The organism is Gardnerella bretellae (assembly GCF_048545135.1).
Classification (GTDB): domain Bacteria; phylum Actinomycetota; class Actinomycetes; order Actinomycetales; family Bifidobacteriaceae; genus Bifidobacterium; species Bifidobacterium greenwoodii.
Map to the genome: position 1 here is coordinate 215,216 of NZ_JBKQXU010000003.1, position 19,486 is coordinate 234,701.

At 40.3% G+C, this 19,486-nt stretch carries 19 protein-coding genes; 15 read left to right on the forward strand and 4 right to left on the reverse strand.

Translation table 11 applies throughout. From position 1 onward, the window contains the following. Positions 1 to 5: 5 nt before the first annotated feature. Positions 6 to 707, reverse strand: a complete 702-nt coding sequence (locus ACJV7B_RS03630) for a response regulator transcription factor (protein ID WP_004135887.1) — start codon at positions 705 to 707, stop codon at positions 6 to 8. A 139-nt stretch (positions 708 to 846) separates the two neighbouring features. Between ACJV7B_RS03630 and ACJV7B_RS03635 the strand changes: the two genes are divergently transcribed. The 11 genes from ACJV7B_RS03635 (at position 847) to ACJV7B_RS03685 (ending at position 11,843) form a co-directional block, all read left to right on the forward strand. Further along, entirely contained in the window at positions 847 to 1,611 is a 765-nt protein-coding gene (locus ACJV7B_RS03635; RefSeq protein WP_004129738.1) for an ABC transporter ATP-binding protein, read from the forward strand. Next, complete coding sequence (locus ACJV7B_RS03640) at positions 1,608 to 2,333, forward strand: ABC transporter permease (RefSeq protein WP_004132069.1); 726 nt, start codon at positions 1,608 to 1,610, stop codon at positions 2,331 to 2,333. Before ACJV7B_RS03635 ends, ACJV7B_RS03640 begins: the two co-directional genes overlap by 4 nt. Positions 2,334 to 2,346: 13 nt before the next feature. Continuing rightward, positions 2,347 to 3,111 (forward strand): ABC transporter permease, encoded by a 765-nt coding sequence (locus tag ACJV7B_RS03645; RefSeq protein ID WP_032841590.1) that lies wholly within the window; start codon positions 2,347 to 2,349, stop codon positions 3,109 to 3,111. 147 nt (positions 3,112 to 3,258) lie between these two features. Then, positions 3,259 to 3,594 carry a type I restriction endonuclease subunit R, EcoR124 family gene (locus tag ACJV7B_RS03650; protein WP_410314682.1) on the forward strand — a complete coding sequence of 112 codons (336 nt, stop codon included), beginning with the start codon at positions 3,259 to 3,261 and terminating at the stop codon, positions 3,592 to 3,594. Positions 3,595 to 3,777: 183 nt separating this feature from the next. After that, positions 3,778 to 5,520, forward strand: coding sequence for an FTR1 family iron permease (locus ACJV7B_RS03655; protein WP_410313764.1), 1,743 nt, complete (start codon positions 3,778 to 3,780; stop codon positions 5,518 to 5,520). Between the two features lie 91 nt (positions 5,521 to 5,611). After that, positions 5,612 to 6,256: an iron transporter gene (locus tag ACJV7B_RS03660; protein WP_102695043.1), complete on the forward strand. Its 645-nt coding sequence runs from the start codon at positions 5,612 to 5,614 to the stop codon at positions 6,254 to 6,256. 105 nt (positions 6,257 to 6,361) lie between these two features. Then, the gene (locus ACJV7B_RS03665) at positions 6,362 to 7,633 is read left to right on the forward strand and encodes a Fe-S-containing protein (RefSeq protein WP_410313763.1); all 1,272 of its coding nucleotides are present in this window, start codon (positions 6,362 to 6,364) and stop codon (positions 7,631 to 7,633) included. A gap of 10 nt (positions 7,634 to 7,643) precedes the next feature. Then, positions 7,644 to 8,978, forward strand: coding sequence for an ABC transporter permease (locus tag ACJV7B_RS03670; protein WP_419388986.1), 1,335 nt, complete (start codon positions 7,644 to 7,646; stop codon positions 8,976 to 8,978). Next, complete coding sequence (locus tag ACJV7B_RS03675; RefSeq protein ID WP_419388987.1) at positions 8,968 to 10,251, forward strand: ABC transporter permease; 1,284 nt, start codon at positions 8,968 to 8,970, stop codon at positions 10,249 to 10,251. Before ACJV7B_RS03670 ends, ACJV7B_RS03675 begins: the two co-directional genes overlap by 11 nt. Positions 10,252 to 10,304: 53 nt before the next feature. Continuing rightward, the gene (locus ACJV7B_RS03680) at positions 10,305 to 11,150 is read left to right on the forward strand and encodes an ABC transporter ATP-binding protein (protein ID WP_308582760.1); all 846 of its coding nucleotides are present in this window, start codon (positions 10,305 to 10,307) and stop codon (positions 11,148 to 11,150) included. 60 nt (positions 11,151 to 11,210) lie between these two features. Further along, a complete protein-coding gene (locus tag ACJV7B_RS03685; RefSeq protein WP_419388988.1) occupies positions 11,211 to 11,843 on the forward strand; it encodes an FMN-binding protein in 633 nt (210 codons plus the stop codon). 141 nt (positions 11,844 to 11,984) lie between these two features. On the opposite strand, the gene ACJV7B_RS03690 is transcribed toward ACJV7B_RS03685, so the two are convergent. Next, a complete protein-coding gene (locus ACJV7B_RS03690; protein ID WP_419388989.1) occupies positions 11,985 to 15,266 on the reverse strand; it encodes an InlB B-repeat-containing protein in 3,282 nt (1,093 codons plus the stop codon). A gap of 170 nt (positions 15,267 to 15,436) precedes the next feature. On the opposite strand from ACJV7B_RS03690, the gene ACJV7B_RS03695 reads away from it, so the two are divergent. Beyond that, the gene (locus tag ACJV7B_RS03695) at positions 15,437 to 15,814 is read left to right on the forward strand and encodes a DUF3800 domain-containing protein (RefSeq protein ID WP_308583057.1); all 378 of its coding nucleotides are present in this window, start codon (positions 15,437 to 15,439) and stop codon (positions 15,812 to 15,814) included. Between the two features lie 128 nt (positions 15,815 to 15,942). Here the strand turns inward: ACJV7B_RS03695 and ACJV7B_RS03700 are convergent, their stop codons facing one another. Continuing rightward, positions 15,943 to 16,179: a hypothetical protein gene (locus ACJV7B_RS03700; protein WP_419388990.1), complete on the reverse strand. Its 237-nt coding sequence runs from the start codon at positions 16,177 to 16,179 to the stop codon at positions 15,943 to 15,945. 262 nt (positions 16,180 to 16,441) lie between these two features. Between ACJV7B_RS03700 and ACJV7B_RS03705 the strand changes: the two genes are divergently transcribed. Next, complete coding sequence (locus ACJV7B_RS03705) at positions 16,442 to 16,708, forward strand: hypothetical protein (protein ID WP_375169579.1); 267 nt, start codon at positions 16,442 to 16,444, stop codon at positions 16,706 to 16,708. A gap of 4 nt (positions 16,709 to 16,712) precedes the next feature. Here the strand turns inward: ACJV7B_RS03705 and ACJV7B_RS03710 are convergent, their stop codons facing one another. After that, positions 16,713 to 17,216, reverse strand: coding sequence for a hypothetical protein (locus ACJV7B_RS03710; protein WP_032841559.1), 504 nt, complete (start codon positions 17,214 to 17,216; stop codon positions 16,713 to 16,715). 193 nt (positions 17,217 to 17,409) lie between these two features. On the opposite strand from ACJV7B_RS03710, the gene ACJV7B_RS03715 reads away from it, so the two are divergent. Both ACJV7B_RS03715 and ACJV7B_RS03720 read left to right on the forward strand, forming a co-directional pair. Next, positions 17,410 to 18,150 carry a response regulator transcription factor gene (locus ACJV7B_RS03715; protein ID WP_004135855.1) on the forward strand — a complete coding sequence of 247 codons (741 nt, stop codon included), beginning with the start codon at positions 17,410 to 17,412 and terminating at the stop codon, positions 18,148 to 18,150. Then, a complete protein-coding gene (locus tag ACJV7B_RS03720) occupies positions 18,144 to 19,367 on the forward strand; it encodes a histidine kinase (protein WP_419388991.1) in 1,224 nt (407 codons plus the stop codon). Before ACJV7B_RS03715 ends, ACJV7B_RS03720 begins: the two co-directional genes overlap by 7 nt. Positions 19,368 to 19,486 lie beyond the last annotated feature (119 nt).

The window sequence follows — 19,486 nt, forward strand, 5'->3', positions numbered from 1 at the left end:
CTGCTTTACTCCACAATCAGCTTATATCCTAAACCTTTAACTGTTATTAAAGAAACAGGCTGCGATGGATTGAGTTCTATTTTTTCTCTGATACGACGTATATGTGCCATTAAAGAATTTTCATATCCAAAAGGATTAGCTCCCCATGCAGCTTCACATAACGCGTCAATTGTTACAATGCATCCAGCATTTCTATAAAGTGCAGAAAGTAAATCATATTCTTTGGCTGTGAGTGGAATATGTTCGTTATTTTTTATTACTTGGGCAGAAGAAAAATCAATCTGACTATTTTTCAGTTTAACAATGGGATTTTCGCTCTTGTAGCTTCGTCTTAAAATTGCCATAATGCGAAACGTTAGATCTTTTGGAAGAAACGGTTTTACAATATAATCGTCTGCTCCTAAGTCAAATCCCTTAAACTTATCTTCATCTTCACCGCAAGCAGTAAGGAATAAAATAGGACAATCACTATATTGTTTTATCTGCTTCATTAACTCAAACCCATTACCGTCTGGGAGCATAACATCAAGGATTGCTAATTCTGGACGTAATTTTTGTGTTGCTTCTACTGCATCTTTTATACTTTTTGCAGTCGTTATATTATAAAAACCGTATTCGTTTAATATGGACACAACCATATCTAGAAGTTCCTGCTCATCATCGACAAGTAGCAGATGCTTGTTCAATAAATAATCATTCCGATTCATGGAGAACCCCCTAACATATATTATGCCATGTGAATATTCATTTTTTGACATCGCATAAAAATGTAAGGTAGATGTAAGGTGAAGAGAATGTTGTAGAAAGGTTGACGCAATATCATAAATCCTGAAAGGAGATATTGCCATGAACAATATTGTTACAACAGAACATTTAACAAAAAAATATAAATCATTTATTGCTGTTAATGATGTTTCACTTCATATTCGCAAAGGTAGCATTTACGGCTTTCTTGGGCCAAATGGAGCTGGAAAATCTACAACAATGAAAATGCTCCTAGGTCTTACGGCTCCAACAAAAGGTGTATTTACGATCGACGGAAAGCAGTTTCCTGCCGATCGCATACCTATTTTGAAAGAAATAGGCTCATTTATTGAATCACCATCTTTCTATGCAAATCTAACAGGTAGAGAAAATCTTGACATTATACGTCGCATTTTAGAACTACCTAAGAGTGCAGTTGATGACGCATTAGAATTAGTAGGTCTTTCTGAGTTTGCAGACCGTCTTGCAAAAAAATATTCGCTTGGCATGAAGCAAAGGCTTGGTCTTGCTGGAGCATTGCTTGGTAGACCACCTATTTTGATTTTAGATGAGCCAACAAATGGACTCGATCCATCTGGCATACACGAAATCCGAAATCTGATTAAGTCACTGCCAGATCTTTACGATTGCACGATTCTTATTTCTTCTCATATGCTATCCGAAATTGAGCTTATTGCAGATGATATTGGAATACTTAATCACGGACACTTGTTATTTGAAGGTAGTTTAGATGAACTACGACAGCATGCATTACAATCTGGTTTTGCTTCCGACAATTTGGAAGATATGTTCCTATCCATGATTGATGAAGACAATAAAATCAGGAAGCAGAGTGCAAGACTATGAAAACGCTTGTAATCGAACTAAAAAAATGCAAGAGAACTGGCTTTATAGCTCTTATGATTGCTATTGGCGTTATGGGAGCAGCGTACGCTTTTGTGAATTTTATTGTACGAAAAAATACATTATTAAACCTGCCTTTAGCTCCTATGGATATTCTTCTTACACAGCTTTACGGCATGATTATGGTGTTAAACATGTTCGGCATAATAGTCGCAGCATGCATTATCTACAACATGGAATTTAAGGGAAATGCAGTAAAAAAGATGCATATGCTGCCTATGAGCGTTCCTGCTATGTACCTATGCAAATTTATACTGCTGACTGTTCTGTTACTAATCGCTATTTGCATACAAAATTTAGCACTTGCAAAAATCGGTGTAACAGATTTGCCACAAGGTACGTTTAATGTAAGTACTCTTATATCTTTTGCTGCATATTCATTTATTACGTCAATGCCTGTATTGTCCTTTATGATTTTTGTATCATCACGATTTGAAAACATGTGGGTGACGCTTGGAATTGGTGTAGCAGGATTTTTAAGCGGCATGGCATTGGCTTCTTCAGACATTGTGCTTTTTATGGCATCACCTTTTATAGTTATGCTAAAACCAGCAGTTGCCATGAGCGCGCAACCTAATACTACGGTCGTAATCGTATCCATAGTTGAAACACTTCTGTTTTTATGTTCTGGATTGTGGGCAGCTAAGAACCTGCACTACGAATAAGGAGATTATGAAAATGAGATTTTTTGAACTTTTTAGAATCGAATTTAAGAAAGTAAAGCGTAGTAAAATTATTCCTTTGATTTTTATTGCGCCATTACTTGTGGTTGGATCTGGTGTAGCAAGCCTTCATAGCTACTTCACTCCAGAATATACAAACGCATGGGCTGCTATGTTTCTTCAAAGCGCATTAGTCTACTCATATTATCTGCTTCCGCTTAGTATGATTGTTATCTGCGTGATGATTGCAGGACGAGAAACAAGCAATAACGGAATACTAAAAATGCTGGCACTGCCTGTTAGCAGATACGCGATTTCTGCTGCAAAATTTTGCGTACTGCTATTTTATTTGCTTATGGAAATGGTCGTATTTTTTGCCGTATTCGTTATAGCAGGATTGTTTGCAACCAGTAGCACGGGAGTTACAGAAACGCTACCAATTATGTATCTACTAAAATGGTGTTTAGATCTGTTTTTGACTATGATTCCAAGCGTAATAGTCATGTGGGCGATTACTGTGCTTTTTGAAAAGTCAATGTTATCCGTTGGATTAAATATACTTCTTGTAATTCCTGGCGTATTAATAGCAAATACTCCACTTTGGATAGTTTATCCTTATTGTTACAGCGGATATATGGTTTCCCGCTCTCTACATGCAGTTACATCAACAGGATTAGGAAACGGATTTAATCTTATACCATTTTTGCCATGTGCAATTGCAATATCTGTGTTTGTATTTTTGATTGCAATAACACAATTTGGTAAAAAAGAGATGAGATAACAAATGAAACGAAATAACAAATGCAGATGTGACTTGCAAAATCGCATATAAGATTATAGCTATACACAAAACGCATAAAACGTTCAAAACGCTCAAAACGCAGTATGGAAACAAATAGAACAAAAACAAACAAAAAAGCTTTCGGTTTTGAATGCCACTAGTAGCAAACAAAACCGAAAGCAATACACTCAACACTCAAAACCCCCATACGCACAGCAAACTCCAACACAAATCAGAGATAAAAATGTTCTTGCTTCTATTAGGGTGGCGGTTGACTCTAGCCCGCAGTTGCGTAGTAAAAAGAAGCTTATTGAAGGGTTTATTGCGCAGCTTAACGAAAAAGAGTTGGAGAAGCTGGCGGATTATAGCAATGGCGCTGCGGCTAAGGCGCGCACTGAGAAGAAAAGTCGCATTGTGGAAAGTATGAGAAACATGTTTAATGAGTTTGTTGGACTTATTAGTTTCAACCAAAACGAAAGATAATTCTCGTTATCAATATCATTTTTGCAATATTTGCGTGTTTTTTGCTCCGAACTATATCAATCTACATGATATGTCGATATCATGTACCTGTGGGGCCTTTGATGGCAAGTTTTAGTTGGGTGCGCTCAATCGGGGTAGAGCGCGTTGAGAAGCAGGAAGTGTAAGAAGACACGAGGAGATGTTATGCGCGCGTGTAAAAGTGTGCGCCGAGTTGTTTCCGGTGCTACCGCGCTCATGCTGGCTGTATGCATGGTTATGTGCATGTCTATGTGCACGTTTGCGAGTTTTGTTATAAGCTCGTTTGCTGTAACTGAGCCAGCTTTTGCAACAGACGCAGATCGTTCGTACGCTAGTTGGTCGGATGTTTCTAAGGCGATTGATAGCCAATTGCAGCAGGGCCAAAGTGAATATAAAAGCGGCAATAATTCGGGAGCTGCCACACGATTCCAGGCAGCTTACAATTCCGTTTATGTTGCTTCGAATATGATTACTGTTGTTCGAGATACTTTTGGTCAGAATAAAGTTCAATCGCAAAGCGATCAATTCCAGCAGTTGCAAACGCTTGTGTACCAGCAAAATCAGGGAGATCAAATAGCAGCTGTATCAAAAGCTCTTTCGGCAGATGTTGCGCAAACTGCAGATCAACTCGACTCAAACTCAAAAATAGATAAGCCGAATATTTACGCGCAAAAACTTCGTGCGCAAATCAAAGCAGAGCGCAAAAAGCTTGACGCTGCAAAAAAGAAAAATCTTGGACGCAACGGCCGTACTTGGAGCCAAGTTGCTCGAGAAATGAACGTTATTCTCGACAAATCCGTTGCAACCTACAAATCCGCAAAAGGAAACAAGTCTCAAGTCGAAGCAGCAGTTGATTTAATCAACGAAGCATACTACCAGTATTACGAAAAGCTCGGTTTTGAAAAGAACGTAATGAACGCAATAAGTGGTAGTCGCGTTTCAACAGTCGAATATCAGTTCAAAGAGTGTCGCCAAGCAATGAACAACGGCAAAACGGTTGAGCAAGCTAAAAAGTTCGTAACGGATCTTAAAGCAATGCTTATTGAAGATTCGGCTAAACTTGACGGTGGTGCATCTTCAAATGCTAATCCGTTTATGCAGTTTATAACCAGTTCTTTCGGCCAAGCTTTTGTAATTTTGCTTCGCGAAGGTTTGGAAGCGCTTCTGGTTGTTGCAGCAATTATTGCGTACCTGATTAAATCCGGCCACAAAAACATGGTTAAGTATATTTACTTAGGACTTGCTGCAGGTATTGTGGCTTCGCTGATTGTTGCTGCACTGTTCGGCTTACTTTTCAACGGTTCCGGACCTCAGCAAGAGATTACAGAAGGCGTGGTTGCACTGTTTGCAATGCTTATGCTTCTTTACACAAGCAACTGGATGATTTCGCGTTCTTCCGTGCAAGCGTGGAATAAGTATATTAGCGATCAGACTACGGCTGCAGTGTCTAAAGGCAGTTTAATTTCTCTCGCTCTGCTTAGCTTCCTTGCGGTGTTTAGAGAAGGCGCAGAAACTGTAATCTTCTATCAGGCTATTTTTGCTGTTTCAAGTGGAGCTGACTCCCTGATTTGGGGCGGTTTTGTTGCTGCGGCTGCAGTTCTGGTAGTGATATTCTTGCTTATTCGTTTTGCTTCCGTTCGCATACCAATTCGTCCATTCTTTACCGGCACAAGTGCTCTTATGTCTGTGCTTGTGGTGATTTTTGCTGGCGGCGGTGTGCATGCTCTTATTGAGGGTGATGCGCTCGCAGGTATGTATATTCAAGGCTTGCCAACTAACGATTGGCTTGGGTTCTATCCGTACGTGGAAACGATTACGGCTCAGATTGTTGCTGCAATCGTGGTAATTTCGCTACTTTGCGTGTCTATTGCGCGGAGCCGTGGAAAGCGCGCGATAGAAGGTAAATAGGCAAAATTAAATAAATAACAAATAAATAACTAAATAACAACTAAACAATAAATAATAAAAATAACTAATCAATCAAAAGAAAAGGTTAGATATGAAGAATAAAAAAATGATGGCAATTGCAGCTTTGGCTCTCGCAGGTGTGCTTGCGCTTGCCGGCTGTGGTTCTAACGGAAATTCCGCAAAGTCTGCTTCTAAGTCACAGGCAACCGAGCAAAAGGCTGACGACAAGGCTGACGACAAAGGCGGCGATAAGGGCTTTGAAGAGGTGCCAGTTGGCCCTCACCAGGATCAAAACATTGGACCTCTTACTATCGGTGCTGTGTACTTCCAGCCAGTGGACATGGTTCCAGCTGGCATGGGCTTGAAGGCTTCAGAGGCAAGCTTCCACCTTGAGGCAGATATTCATGCTAACCAAAAAGGTACTAAGCTCGGCTACGGTAAGGGCGAGTTCATTCCAGATTTGACTGTGAACTATGAGATTGTTGACAAGGCAAGCGGCGAATCTGTTGTTAAGGGTACTTTCATGCAGATGAATGCTTCCGACGGTCCTCACTACGGTGCAAACGTTAAGCTCGACAAGGCTGGAAACTACAAGCTCGTGCTTTCAGTCGAATCCCCAGAAAAGAAGGGTTGGATGCTTCACGTCGATCCTGCTACCGGCGTAACCGGTCGCTTCTGGACTGAGCCAATCAAGGCCACATTCGACGACTGGAAGTACACTCCTCGCCAGTGGTAGTAATAGTTAGTAATAATTAGTAATAGTTAGTAACAATTAGTGATTGTTAGTAAATATTAGAAACTATTGAATAATAGATTGTAGCTAATAGCAAAGGAGGGAGTTATGCTCAGACTGTTCGTAACAGTGCTTCCTGGGCTGCTCCCTCTTATGCTACTTACAATGGGCTTAAGTGCCTCACTTACAGTGGGTGAGGGGCGAGATAAGCCGCTGAGTGCGCGCTGGAGACTGTACGGATTGTCGTTTGGCACAGTTGCTGCACTTATTTTTGCAATTCTTCGAGCAAGCGTAGTAATTAATCAGCGTAACTTTATTAACATGCCCGCTCTTTGCGTTGCAGTTCCTTTCGATATTGCTGCAATTGCGGCTGTAATTCGCTCGAGCAAAACTGTTGAAAACTGGCGTGAGCATCCGCTTGCAATGCACATAAGTAACGCAATTGGCGCGTGCGCACTAGCATTTACAGTATTTTATGCGCTTCCGGACGTTATTTTACAGCTTACGATTTTTGTAGATTCAAGCACACCACCTTTTACATCCGACATGCTTCTTCGCGCGCTTGGATTCGTGCTTGGTGCAGCCGCAGCAATTTGCATAAGTCTTATGGTGCACTCTTTGCGAGCCACATCTAACGCAATTTCCTTCAAAATTGCAATTGTGCTCAGCATGATTATTCTGCTTATTCAGCATGTAACTTCACTTTTGCAGATTATGCAAGGAAGCATTCTGCTTTATATTGACGACTTTTCTTTCAACGTGCTTGTTTGGCTGATTAACAATAATCCGCTGATGATTATGGCGCAAATTAGCGTATTTTTGATTCCTGCAGTTGCGTCTCTCGTAATCGGTTTTAAAACGGCAGTAGTTGGAGAAAATGCTGCAGAAATTCGCACAAAGCGAGCTTTTAAGCGCAAATCTCGAAAGTCTGCTCTTGCGGCGCTTTTGGCTGCTGTTACCGTAATACTTACGCTTACTGCAGGCGTATCTATTATGAATATTAAGCCAACTTTAACACCGCCTGAACCGTACGAATTGCACGATGGCGTGGCAACTATCAACTTTGTGCAAATTTCAGACGGCCACCTTCACCGCTTCCAGTACAAAGCAAAAGACGGCACTGTTATGCGCTTTATAATCATTAAAAAGAATGGTGGAGCGTACGGAGTTGGTTTGGATGCTTGCGAAAACTGTGGTGATGCAGGCTACTACGAAAAAGACGGTAAGATTATTTGCCGTAAATGTGACGTAGCAATTAACTTAGCAACTATTGGTTTTAAAGGTGGTTGCAACCCGATTCCGTTCCCGTACAAGGCTGGGCATGGCAAAATCACAATTCATACTGCTGATTTAGACGTGCTTAGTTCGCACTTTAAGTAAGGAGCAACTAATGTTTATGATGCGCATGGTTGCTCGATCTCTTGTGAGGCAAATAAAAAAGCGTGTGCTGATTGCGCTTGTAGTGTGCTTAAGTGCGTGCGTTAGCGTGTCAATGCTTAGCGTTGTGTACGACGTTGGAGACAAGATTAACGCCGAGCTTAGCTCGTACGGTTCGAATATTGTTGTTCAGCCAAAATCTAGCGCTGTTGTAAATGATTTATACGCTTCTCGCGAGCAGGAAGACGCTGCTTCTTTGCATAATCTAGCAGCTGCCGAAAGCCAAGAGTCTACTGCTTTTTTGAAGGAATCAGACGCTGCAAAAATTAAAATGATTTTTTGGGCGTTCAATATTACGAATTTTGCGCCGAAAATAAAAGTTCACGCAAATCTTGAATCGAAGTCTTCTACTAAAACTGTTGTGCCTATTGTTGGAACTTGGTTTAATCGCAAGCTTGCGCTCGCTTCAGGGGAAACAACTGTTGTTGGTGTTCGAGGCCTGCGCTCTTGGTGGAAAATTAATGCAGGACGTTGGGCAAAAGATAATCAATCCGAAGCAATGGTAGGTTCGCAGCTAGCTGAGCGCTTGCACTTAAAACTTGGTCAGCGTTTGCATTTGCTTCGCGACGGACGCGAGGTTTCGCTGCGCTTGGTTGGCGTATACGATTCTGGTGACGACGACAATAACGCAATTTACGCAGATTCTAGTAATGCTCAAAGCCTTGCAAATAAGCCGAATATGGCTGATTTGATTGAGGTAAAAGCGCTTACTACTCCGGAAAATGATTTAGCGCGTAAGGCGGCTAAAAATCCGGCGGCACTCAGCCAGGAAGAGTGGGAAACTTGGTATTGCACTGCTTACCCGAGTTCGATTACTTACCAAATTGAGGAGGTAATTCCGGGAGCTGTTGCAAAGCAGGTTCGTCAAGTTGCAGCTCTTCAGGGTAACGTGTTAAATAAGACGCGCGCTGTTATGGTTTTGATGACTGCGTTGAGCTTGATTGCTGCGGCTGTTGCTGTGGCGAATCTTATGGCTGCTTCGATTTCTGAGCGTTCGGGCGAGCTTGCCTTACTCAAGGCTTTAGGTGCGCGTGATGGTGCTGTTGCTCGTCTTATGCTTATGGAAACCGCGGTTATTGCGTTTGGTGGAGCGTTACTTGGCATGGCTTTGGGATTTGCGGTTGCGCAGATTATTGGTTTTACAGTGTTTGGCTCTGCGATTTTGTTCCGACCAATGGTATTTGTTCTGGTGTTTGTGCTGCTTGCGTTGACTGTGCTTGCGGCTGCAGGCTCGTCGATTCGTTCGATTCTGAGTGTGCGTCCTGCGGAGGTGCTTCATGGCAGGTAAATCTTATATGACTTCCAACAATTCGATGTTTATAACTATGCTATTTAGCGCGGTATTTCGCCGAAAATCGCGTGCTTTAATGGCTGTTATTGCAACTCTTGTTGGTGCTGCTACGCTGTTTTGTTTGGCTGCAATCTGCTTGGTTGTACCTCAGCAGATGAGCGACGAAATGCGTGCGTATGGAGCGAATATTATCGTAACTCCTTTAGAGGGCGAGTGGAAAAACGGTATTGATCGTGCAATGGTTTTGCACACAAACGATATGGTTCTTGCAAAAGGTGCTATGCGCTCTGCTACATATCGTTACGAAAATGTGCGTATTAACGCAGCCCCGTATGTTTTAGCAGGAATAGACGTTCGTTCAGTAAAGTCTCTTAATAAGCATTGGAATGTAGACGGCTCTTGGCCGAGCAGCGGAAATGTGATGGTTGGGCGAGATGTTGCTTCGTCGATGGGCTTAAAAATAGGTTCTCGTATTGCAATTGCGTATAGATCTTCGGATAATACTGACGGTTCGCATAAGCCGGCAGAAAAGTCTGAAAGTAAGTCTGCAAGTAAGTCTTCAGATCAGTCTGCGCAAAAATCTTCTCAACAAAAGCTTGTTGAAGGTCGCGTTTCAACGGATATTATGGATACTCACGGCACAACTTTCCGCGTTTGCGGCATTTTGGACACTGGTGGAGCTGAGGATTCCATGCTTTATGCTCTTAATGCGGATGTGAATACTCTTACTGGTGTTAAGCGTGGAGCGGATGTGATTGCTTACTCGTCTTCTGCGCCTAGTGTTGATGCTGTTGTGAGAAGTATTAACGACATGACTTCTATGCGTGTGCGCGCTCAGCAAGTTACTAAAGTTACTGCTGCTGACACTGGTATTATTACAATGCTTCGCAGCCTGTTCTGCATTGTGTCGCTTGTTGTTTTAGTGCTGATGATGGTTGGCGTTAGCACTACGATTTCTTCGATTGTGCAGCAGCGTCGAAACGAAATTGGTTTGCGCAAGGCTTTGGGTGCGAGTGCGCGGAGTATTGGCGTGGAGTTTACTGCCGAAGCTGGATTATACGGCTTGATTGGCGGCATTGCGGGTACTGCAGTAGGGTATGTGTTTGCTCGTTTGCTTGCAGCAATGGTGTTTGCTAGAGATTTGGGCGTGAATTGGTGGCTTGTTGCATTTTCTGTTGCATTTAGCCTGATTGCGTCTTGCGTTGCGGCGTTGCCGCCTGTTTTGCGCGCTTCAAAAATTGACCCTGCGATTGTGCTTCGAGAAGAATAGCTTTTAGAGTGATTTTAGAGTGATTAGCTAAGGATTTGAGTTAAGGATTTAATATGACAGAGAATAAAGAAACTAAGCCGGAGAACACAAAAGCTACGCCAAAAATGCTTTTGACTTTGGACCATATTTCCAAGATTTATGGATCTCTTCGCGCGGTTGATGATTTGTCGCTTACTGTGCCAGAAGGTGAGTGGCTTTCAATCGTTGGCTCGAGTGGTTCTGGTAAAACCACGCTTATGAACATTATTGGCTGCATGGATTCGCCGTCCAAGGGTTCCGTGTCTTTACAAGGTCGCAAACTTGAGGATTTGAATGCAGGTCAACTTGCAGACGTTCGTAAAAACGTAATTGGCTTAGTTTTTCAAAAGTTTTATCTTGTGCCGCATTTAACAGCAGTTGAAAACGTGATGGTTGCGCAATACTATCATTCTGTTGTTGACGAAGCTCAGGCAATGGATGCTTTGGATCGAGTTGGTTTGAAGGACCGCGCTCACCATTTGCCAAGCCAGCTTTCGGGAGGTGAGCAGCAGCGTGTTTGCGTTGCTCGTGCGCTTATAAACTGCCCTAAGTTGCTGCTTGCGGATGAGCCGACTGGTAATTTGGATGAAAAAAATGAGCAGATTGTACTCGATTTGTTTAAGCAGCTGCACAATCAAGGCACGACGATCATTGTTGTAACGCACGATTCTTTGGTTGCTCAGTGTGCGGATCGCGAAATTATGCTTAATCACGGTGTGCTTGTTGGTGAGCGCTGGAATAATGAGAGTGCGCGCAAAGCGTACGAGGCGATTGGTGGAAAGCCTGCGTTTACGAGTGCTCATGTTGATGAAAGCGTTGCGGAAGCTTTGCAAGACCATGAGCCTACTAAATCACCTAAGTTGGCGAATTTAGATGATTAGTTTTTAGATGATTAGTTGCGTAAGATTTTAGAATATACAAGATTTAAAGGCGATGATTTTATGGTTTCAGATAATATGTTTCACGATGTTTCACGCTGCAATAATTCACGCGACGATTTGAAATCCAAAAAAGTTACGAAAACCGTTGCTGCGCTTGCGATTGTAGCTGCATCGTCCGCTATGTTTTCTGCTTGCGGCGAGCCGAGCGCTGTGCCGATGAACGATGAGTTTGCTGGTAATTCCGGTCAGAGCGCGGATGATGGTGGTAATCCTTCTGGAAAGTACGATGCTGGCGCTCAGCAATCTAAGTCTTCTGCGCAAATTGAGGATTCTGGAGATTCGCAAGATTCAAAAAACCAGCAAAATCAGCCTAAAACCGATACCGGCAATTACAAAGATGGCGATTATAAAATCAAAGCTACATATGGTCCTGTTGCAGAAGATAGTATTGAAGTAAATTTAAGCGTTGCAAATGGAAATGTTAGCGATGTGCAAATAACGCCTCATCCGTTTACGCCGATTTCAAGAGGCCATATGGATGCATTCTCAAAGGCTATTCCAGGCAAAATCGTTGGAAAACCGTTGAAAGATTTGCATATTTCGGTTGTTGCTGGAGCAAGTTGGACTAGCGACGCCTTCAACAAAGCGCTTGACGTTGCTCGCCAAGAGGCTTCAATTCAATCCGCAAAATAATTTACAGCAACCTTAATTTTTAATATAACCGTGATTAATATAACCGTGATTATATTGTTGAATATTTGTGTGTATTAATAGGGGTTAGTACTGCAGTTGTTTTTACAATACTAACCCCTATTTTGTTTGTTTTTTATGAAATTATTGCTTATTTATTTTTATGCGCTTTAATTTTGCTATTACTACAGCAAGTCCGAATATTGCAATCGCAGAAAAGGCAGTCAGTAATATTTCGCTTCCTGTTTTTGGAAGTTGGTTATTTTCGTTTTTGCGCTTTTCTATGATTTTATTATTTGGATTTTCTTTTGGAAGTGGTGTAGTGTTTTGTGTTTTTTCTGGAGTCGGCTTATATTTTGGCCATGGTGTTTGTTCTGGGTTTGGTTCTGGAATAGGTGTTGGTTCAGGAACTGGTGTTGGTTCAGGAACTGGTGTTGGTGGTGTTGGCGGTGTCGGAGGAGTTGGAGGCGTTTGTGGATCATATTCTACGGTGAGAGAAATACCATTAGCACCTGCTGCTGCGTCAGAGTTTTTCCCTTCGCTTGTTTGTGAGCCGTTCCAAGTAAAGTCAAATAATTTCGTTGTTCCATTAAATGTTGCAGCTGCGTGGAATGAGCCCGATACGGTTCCAACAATTGTAGCTTTTCCGGAGAAATCTTGGTTTATCTTTATTCCCGGAATAGTGATTTTCATTGCGTCGCCAAGATTTGTTTGTACTGCTGTCTGCAATTCCGCATACGTTTTAATACCAGATTTCAAATTAATAGTAACTGTTACAGTCTTGTCTTTAACTTGCACATTCTGGATAGCAAAAGTATCTGAGAATCCATCGAGCTTAAGCGTATTTTTTGTGATATTTTCAGGCAGCGTTAAACCGTCTGGGATAGTAAATGTAGCCATGAAAGAAGATGTCATATCGCTGAGAGCAATATTGCTATAATTTTCCTTTTTCACTGTTTTAAAAGTATTTTCTATCGCTTTCATTTGGTCTTTTACTACTGAAGCTGCGATTGTTCCAGTGAAATCAATAGTTTGTCCTGGTGTAACTTTGTATGCTGTAGTTGCTGTGTTATCGCCAGTTAATAAATCTGCAGGAAGATCAATATTCTCCTGCTGTATGTGTTCAATGCTTGGATCAATCTTCCACTTAAGGTAGAAGGTAAGATCATCGTTCACTTTTGGATCATTGTCAATAGTAGCTTTTTCTGTTCCATCCTTGTCTTTGAACCAGTAGTAGTAATCTGTGCTATAAACATAGCCAAAGAGTGAGTTTTCTTTTTTCTCATTTATTAAATGATAATATTTGCGCGTGGCAAGATTCGTATAATTTGCATCTGAATCGGAACTTGCTTTGCCACTAATGCCAGGTGTGTCTATATTGACATTATCATCCAAACTTTTAATAAGATTGATTAGCGTCTTGTTTTCGCTAAATTTTGCTGTTTTCTTCACAACAGCAACTTCTCCGCCGCGCTTATCTTTTTTAATCTCAAATACTTTTGTATTTTTCTTAAAGATGCTGCTATCGGAGAAAGTTCCGCCATTCGCAGAGAATTTTACTGTAAATTCTTTTTCTTCCCAATTCGCATATAAGTCAATTAAGTTTTTATTCTTCGCTATAGCAATATTGCTACCTGCTTTTACAGTCTCACCTTTGCCGTTTTTCTCTGTGGTCCAACCTTTGAAGACCATTCCTTCGCGGGCAAATTTTGCATTATTCTTAATAACTTCGTCGAATGAAAGAACTTTGCTGGTGCGTTTTGGGTTAGTTTCACTAACAAGGTATGTTGCATCGTCTTGAGCGCAATTATGGTAGCGAACAGCATAAGATGAGGCATCTTTTTCCCATTTTGCATACACTGTTGTGTCGCTTGTTATAGGCATACTTTCAGTAAATTGTTGCTCTTTATTCTCAGCGTTCTTGAAGAACCACCCGAGGAACTTATATCCAGGAGCAATTGGATTTGCTGGTACTTCAGTACTTCCTCCTGCCACTGTTTTTGCAAAGTTTAATGCGTAGCCTCGTATGGCAAGGGATTCTTTTGCTTTAGTTGAAGAGTCAGAGAATATAGCTTCTTTAGCTTTTTTAGAATCCTCAGCTTTTGTATCATTGAGCTCGAATGTCACTTTTGCTGCTGGAACCCATACGTGTTTTTCGTTATCTTTAGAAGCTTTTTTAACTGAGTATATGTAGGCATTTCCATTTTTGTTAATTGGTTTTATCTCATTTACAGAACTATCGGCAAGAGTAAAGAGACTTAGCCTTTCATTACCGTTTTCTTTACCGTTTACAGGAACAGTGCTTCCCTTGTTGCTGTGATAATCAGGAGCATATGTAACCATGTGTGAGCCTCCAGTAACAACATAGCTATTTCCTGTTCCAGCTCCACCGTCTGCATTTTTACTTGCTGGGCTATCTATTAAGCAGTCTCCTCTAAGTTCAATAGAGCCGTTTTCTTGAGCTCCAAAAAGCGCTCCACTATTTTTTCCATTACCTTTGATTGTAGAATCTGTGAGAATTACTTTTCCGGTATTTACATTTAAGCCGCCAGTGCCACCATTATTAAATTCAAGAGTAGAGTTGGTAACAGTTAATTTTCCGTTTTCTATTCCAACGGAAATGCCTGCTGTAGATCCTGCATTCGCAACAATCCGTGAATTATTGGTAACAGTTGAGTTGCCTTGAATTGTTAAACCAGTTGAGTTCCTCCAGCCAATTTTATTAATAACAAACTCCGAATTATCCATGTTTAATTTGTTTACGTAGTATGTCATTCCAAAGCCTGCTACAGTAAGTGAAGAATTCTTCAAAGTTAAATCTCTTGCATCAAACCATGTGCGAATTTGTGATTTAACGTTAATAGTAGCGTTTTCGAAAGTAATACCATCAGCATAAAAATCTGTATTACATTTGTCGTCGGCAGTAATTTTTAATTTATCTTTACTTGTACCTTTTACTGTTCCCGCAAGGTAGATTCCGTGACTTTCTTCTTCTGCGTTATCTTTGAAAGTGTATGTGCCGTCCGTAATAAGAGAGCCTTGTTCTGCTGTAAGAGCTACCCTAAATGCAGTCATTTTCAATTCGCCGTCACCGCGAAGTGTGGAACCAGATTTCAGCGTGATGCCATCGTTGGTATTATTCGAGCCTGCTATTGTGGCGCCGGATTTATCGATAGAAAGTGTAATGCCTTGTGGAATTTCTATAGGTGCATTAAGTGAAAAATTGCCTTTAATGTTGATATTTGCAGGTTTTTGTGTGGCTTTTTCAAGAGCTTTTTGAATAGTTTTTAATGGCTTACTTTCAGATCCATCGTTGGAATCTAATCCGTTTGTGCCATCTACAACAAGTTGTGTTTTTGGAGCTGGGTTAGTTACGGTTACTTCTGCTGATGGGGGGGGGTAATAGCTAATGCACTTATTGGACATGCAGAAAGTAGTGACATTGCTGCAATGATAGTTGAAGTAGTAAGTATGCGCATGCCGTTATATTTATTATTTCTTCTCATTGTTAGCTCCATATTGTCTGCGGAAGTTTGACATTAGTTAATGCATCGTATCAATACAATTTCTACACTATACCAGTAGAAGACGAAAGTATACTCGTATTTATATTAAATGCAATAGCTCATAAATATTTACATAATCTAATTTACGGAATGATAGTTATTGATGCTCGTAATAGTAAGCAAAATAAGCAACTTGATGATTTCCATTTTGATCTGCTTAATAATCATGACTCACATCGAGCTGATTATAACAATTTAATTGAAGGATTATTTATAGCAGCTTCGCATCACAGCGTAGGTGTACAGTTTGCAGATTTAGTTGCAGGAGCAGTTTATAGAAAATGCTCTAAAAGAGATTCAACTTTTTATAATATGATAAGAAATAACGTTCGTAGAAATAGTCAAGGTAAGGCGGAAGGATTCGGAGTAGTCGCCGTGCCTAATGGTAGCCGCATTATTGAAAATTGAAATAATAAAAATAGACGCCGTGTTGAAGATTAACCTCAAACCTGCAATATGGCGCAGTCACGGCGTAACGAAATTATATCATAAATTGCTTATTGTTTGCAATATTGCGTTTTAGTACCATAGCTATCTTACTCTTTGACTTCAAAAATAGTGCCTTCGTTTCGAGTCATCGTTGCTGTGCTTGCTCCGGTAGTTGCTATAAATGGAATAATAGCATTACTGTATTCGTGCATGAACTGTACAAAATCATGATTCCAAGAAATAATCGCAACGTACAAAATAAAGAATTCGAATGATGTAAATATTGCCCACTTAAGAATCCAAATAAGCGTTTCTTTAATAAGTTTTATATAGTACTTGCTCATGAGTTGTTTCCCTTCCAATTTGCTGTTTTGTTTGTGAGCATTGTAGCTAATTCGCGTACATTGCTTCTCGTTCATACGTATTTTGTATTTCTAGTATAAATATTGCAATTTTTTGCAGCAATATGATGTACTCAAAACTCAGTACTCAAGATTGCGCGGAAAATGTTTGTAATTAGACTTAAAGCAACGCACAAATAAGTTGCGAATATAAGTTGCGAATATATTACAAATATAAGGAGATACAAACATGAATAGCACAAATATGGATAGTGAAAATACTGTCAATCAAACTAAAGAGCAGGAAGATAAACTTGCGGAAAATAGTAGCGAAGAGCTTTCGCAAGATGAAATTGATGAATTAGCTAAGCAATTAGAAGAATTCTTTACAAAATATATTGTGCTAGAAAATGGCTCTTTTGTTGTAAAAGATGATGCTATTATTGCAGACGGTTATGGAGATCGCATGGAAGATTTTCACAAAGCTGCAAAAGGATTTAACGTTGCAATAGAAAAGCAACATAAGCATTAATTCCTTAGAAATCGCTTTCGTCAATAGGGTGACCTTGTGGGCGCTTTATTACTCGCCACAAAATCACCAATGTTAAAACGCCATTTGCAATTCCGTAGTAATAAATCCAAGGAACGTGAATAAGCCCACAAATAAAGCATGAAATAATATTTATTAAATTATTTGAGTAATTGTTGAGTATTTGCTTATTTTGTGATTCGACTTTTTTGCGTTCTTGCTCAAGAGTAATTATGTAATCTTTGTTGTTCTCTGTATTCTCAACGTCACTACTTATGCTGTTAGCGCCCGCGCCGCTAAGCTTAGATATATTATTTTCTATATACGCATTTTTTGCTTTAATAACGCTGTTGAGCAAGAAAAAATATGCACAAGAATACATTGCAACAGAAAGAAGTCCTAGAACAAGCCACAAAGCGAAAAGGTCAAAGCTACGCATAAAAGCAGCTGCTGAGGCAAACGCCATCGCAGCTACTTCTGCGGAGTGCAATACTACTAGTCGTTTTGTCATATAATCCTGCTGCAATCATTATTAAAAATGAATTTTCAACGCAACCAAAAGTCACATATTGTTACTTATTATAATCACATTTGATTTACATGCATTACTTGTAATCATTTATTACTACACGATTTGCTCTACTTTGCGCATGCTTATAAAGTAGAATATAAGAAAAGTAGCATAAGATTGCAAGAAAGCCATTATGCAAAAAACGTATGCAATAGTAGATAACGACCCATTAGTTTTAGCGGTTATGCGAAACGTGCTCAGCAAGCTTTTGCCAAATGAGTACGCTTGCAAATGGTGCGTAAAATCAGGCGTGCAAGCTTTGGAATACTGCCAAGTAACAAAAACTACTCCAGATTATATTTTGATTGATATGTCAATGAAAGACATGTCTGGAGTAGAAGTAATACGCGCAATTCGCGAAAAAAACAACAGCATTATTTTAATTGGTATGACTTCTTACGATTGTAGATCCTACGCTTCGATGGTTTCGCAAGTTGGCGGGCAAGCGATGGTTGCTAAAGACAATTTCAAAGGGCTAGCAGAAGCTTTGCAATATTGCGATAAGCAGAATGTGTATGGCTGCCGTTGCGTTAAAGACGTTGCTTACGATTTTGCTACACCGCAAGAATCTTTTATTAGGCTTTCTAAATCAAGGTCGCGCAGCGTTTTGCCGCCTCAAGAACTGAAAATCATGGATCTGCTTGCTAAAGGTTACACAACGAATCAGATTGCGGCTCAACTTGGCCTTATGCCAAACACTATTAACACGCATATTCATAGAATTTACAAAAAATTGCATGTTTCTAACCGAGTGCAAGCAATATCCGCGTTTGCTGCAATGCAAAATCGTGAGCAAGATAGTAATCTGCAATATTTGAATGATTCGCCGCAGAATCATCCAAATTTTTTGCAAGAAACGGATAACGCATGTTAATGAACACATTTTCGCGCGTTATCGAGTTGGTTAAAAGCTGGAAAATTCAGCGAACTTTATTCATAATATTGGCGATTCTTGTAGTATCAATGGACGTGCAATCTTGCAATACAGCTGGTTTGTGGCATAACCCGCAGCAATCTGTGTGCCAATACGTTTGGATGTTTGCAACTTTTCTTATGATTGCTTTTCCGCGTCAAATATCACTCGTAACTCCGATTTTGTATTGTTTAACGCTAGCAATGCCAGGAGTAAATGCAACTTGCTTTCTTTTTTCATTGATTGCTAGCATGTTTGTTGCAGGCTTTTACGATTCGTGGAAGTATTTGCTTTGTGCATACATAGTTTCGTTGAATATTATGTACTTTGCAAAAATGGCGTACATTCCGCTTACTTTCCCTTGTTTTATTCTTATTTCCATGATTTGCGGTTACGCTTTGCGCAAGTATTTGACCATGTTGGAGGAAAACAGTCGCGCAAAAATGGATATTGTGCGCAGCGAATTCCAGTCTTATATTGCGTCTGTTGCATTGCAATTGCACGACGATGTGAACAATGAGATTACTGATATTACGTTGCTTGCAACGGATGCTTTATATGCTGAGAAAAGTGATCATACAAAAGAATCGTTAGAGCAGATTATTGAACATTCGCGTAATGCACTTTCCAAAGCGAGACTTGTTATCAGCCTGCTTGAGCAAGCTGAACAAAAGTATGATGATTCTTTAGATTCAAATATTGCTAGCACGCAGTTTATTTATGGTTCTAATGGCAATAATTGCATGACTTTGGCTGATTTTCTATGCAATATTCGCGCACGATTGCAATCTGAGCGTAAAATTTGCGAGCAGCTTGGGTATTATGGCTCTATAACAGTAAATGATGAAAGTTCGGGAAGTAACGATTTTGCTGTATCTGCAATCGTTAATGGCGAAAAAGCTCAATGTGTTATTCGCATGTGCAGCGAGCTGCTTACTAATATTCGTAAGCATTGCAGTACTAGCGTTGATTTTTCTATGAATGTTACGGTTGATGAGCGTGAATGCAAAATAATGTGTATGAATTCGATTTCGACGTTGAATAAGTTTGGTGAAAAGCTTGTTTTTGGCAAAGGACTACTGTTCCACAAAAAATCTGTGGAACGCTTAGGCGGATCTTTAAGCGCTCAAAAAGATGATGACACTTGGTTGGTCAATGTTGTTATTCCGCTAAACTAGTAGCGCTCAAATCGCACGTTATCGTGGCAAAAATTGCAAAATTAGCAAAAATCACAAATCTAGCAAAAACTGCCACGATAGCTCCATGTTCTCATATGTTACGTAAATATATATCTTTA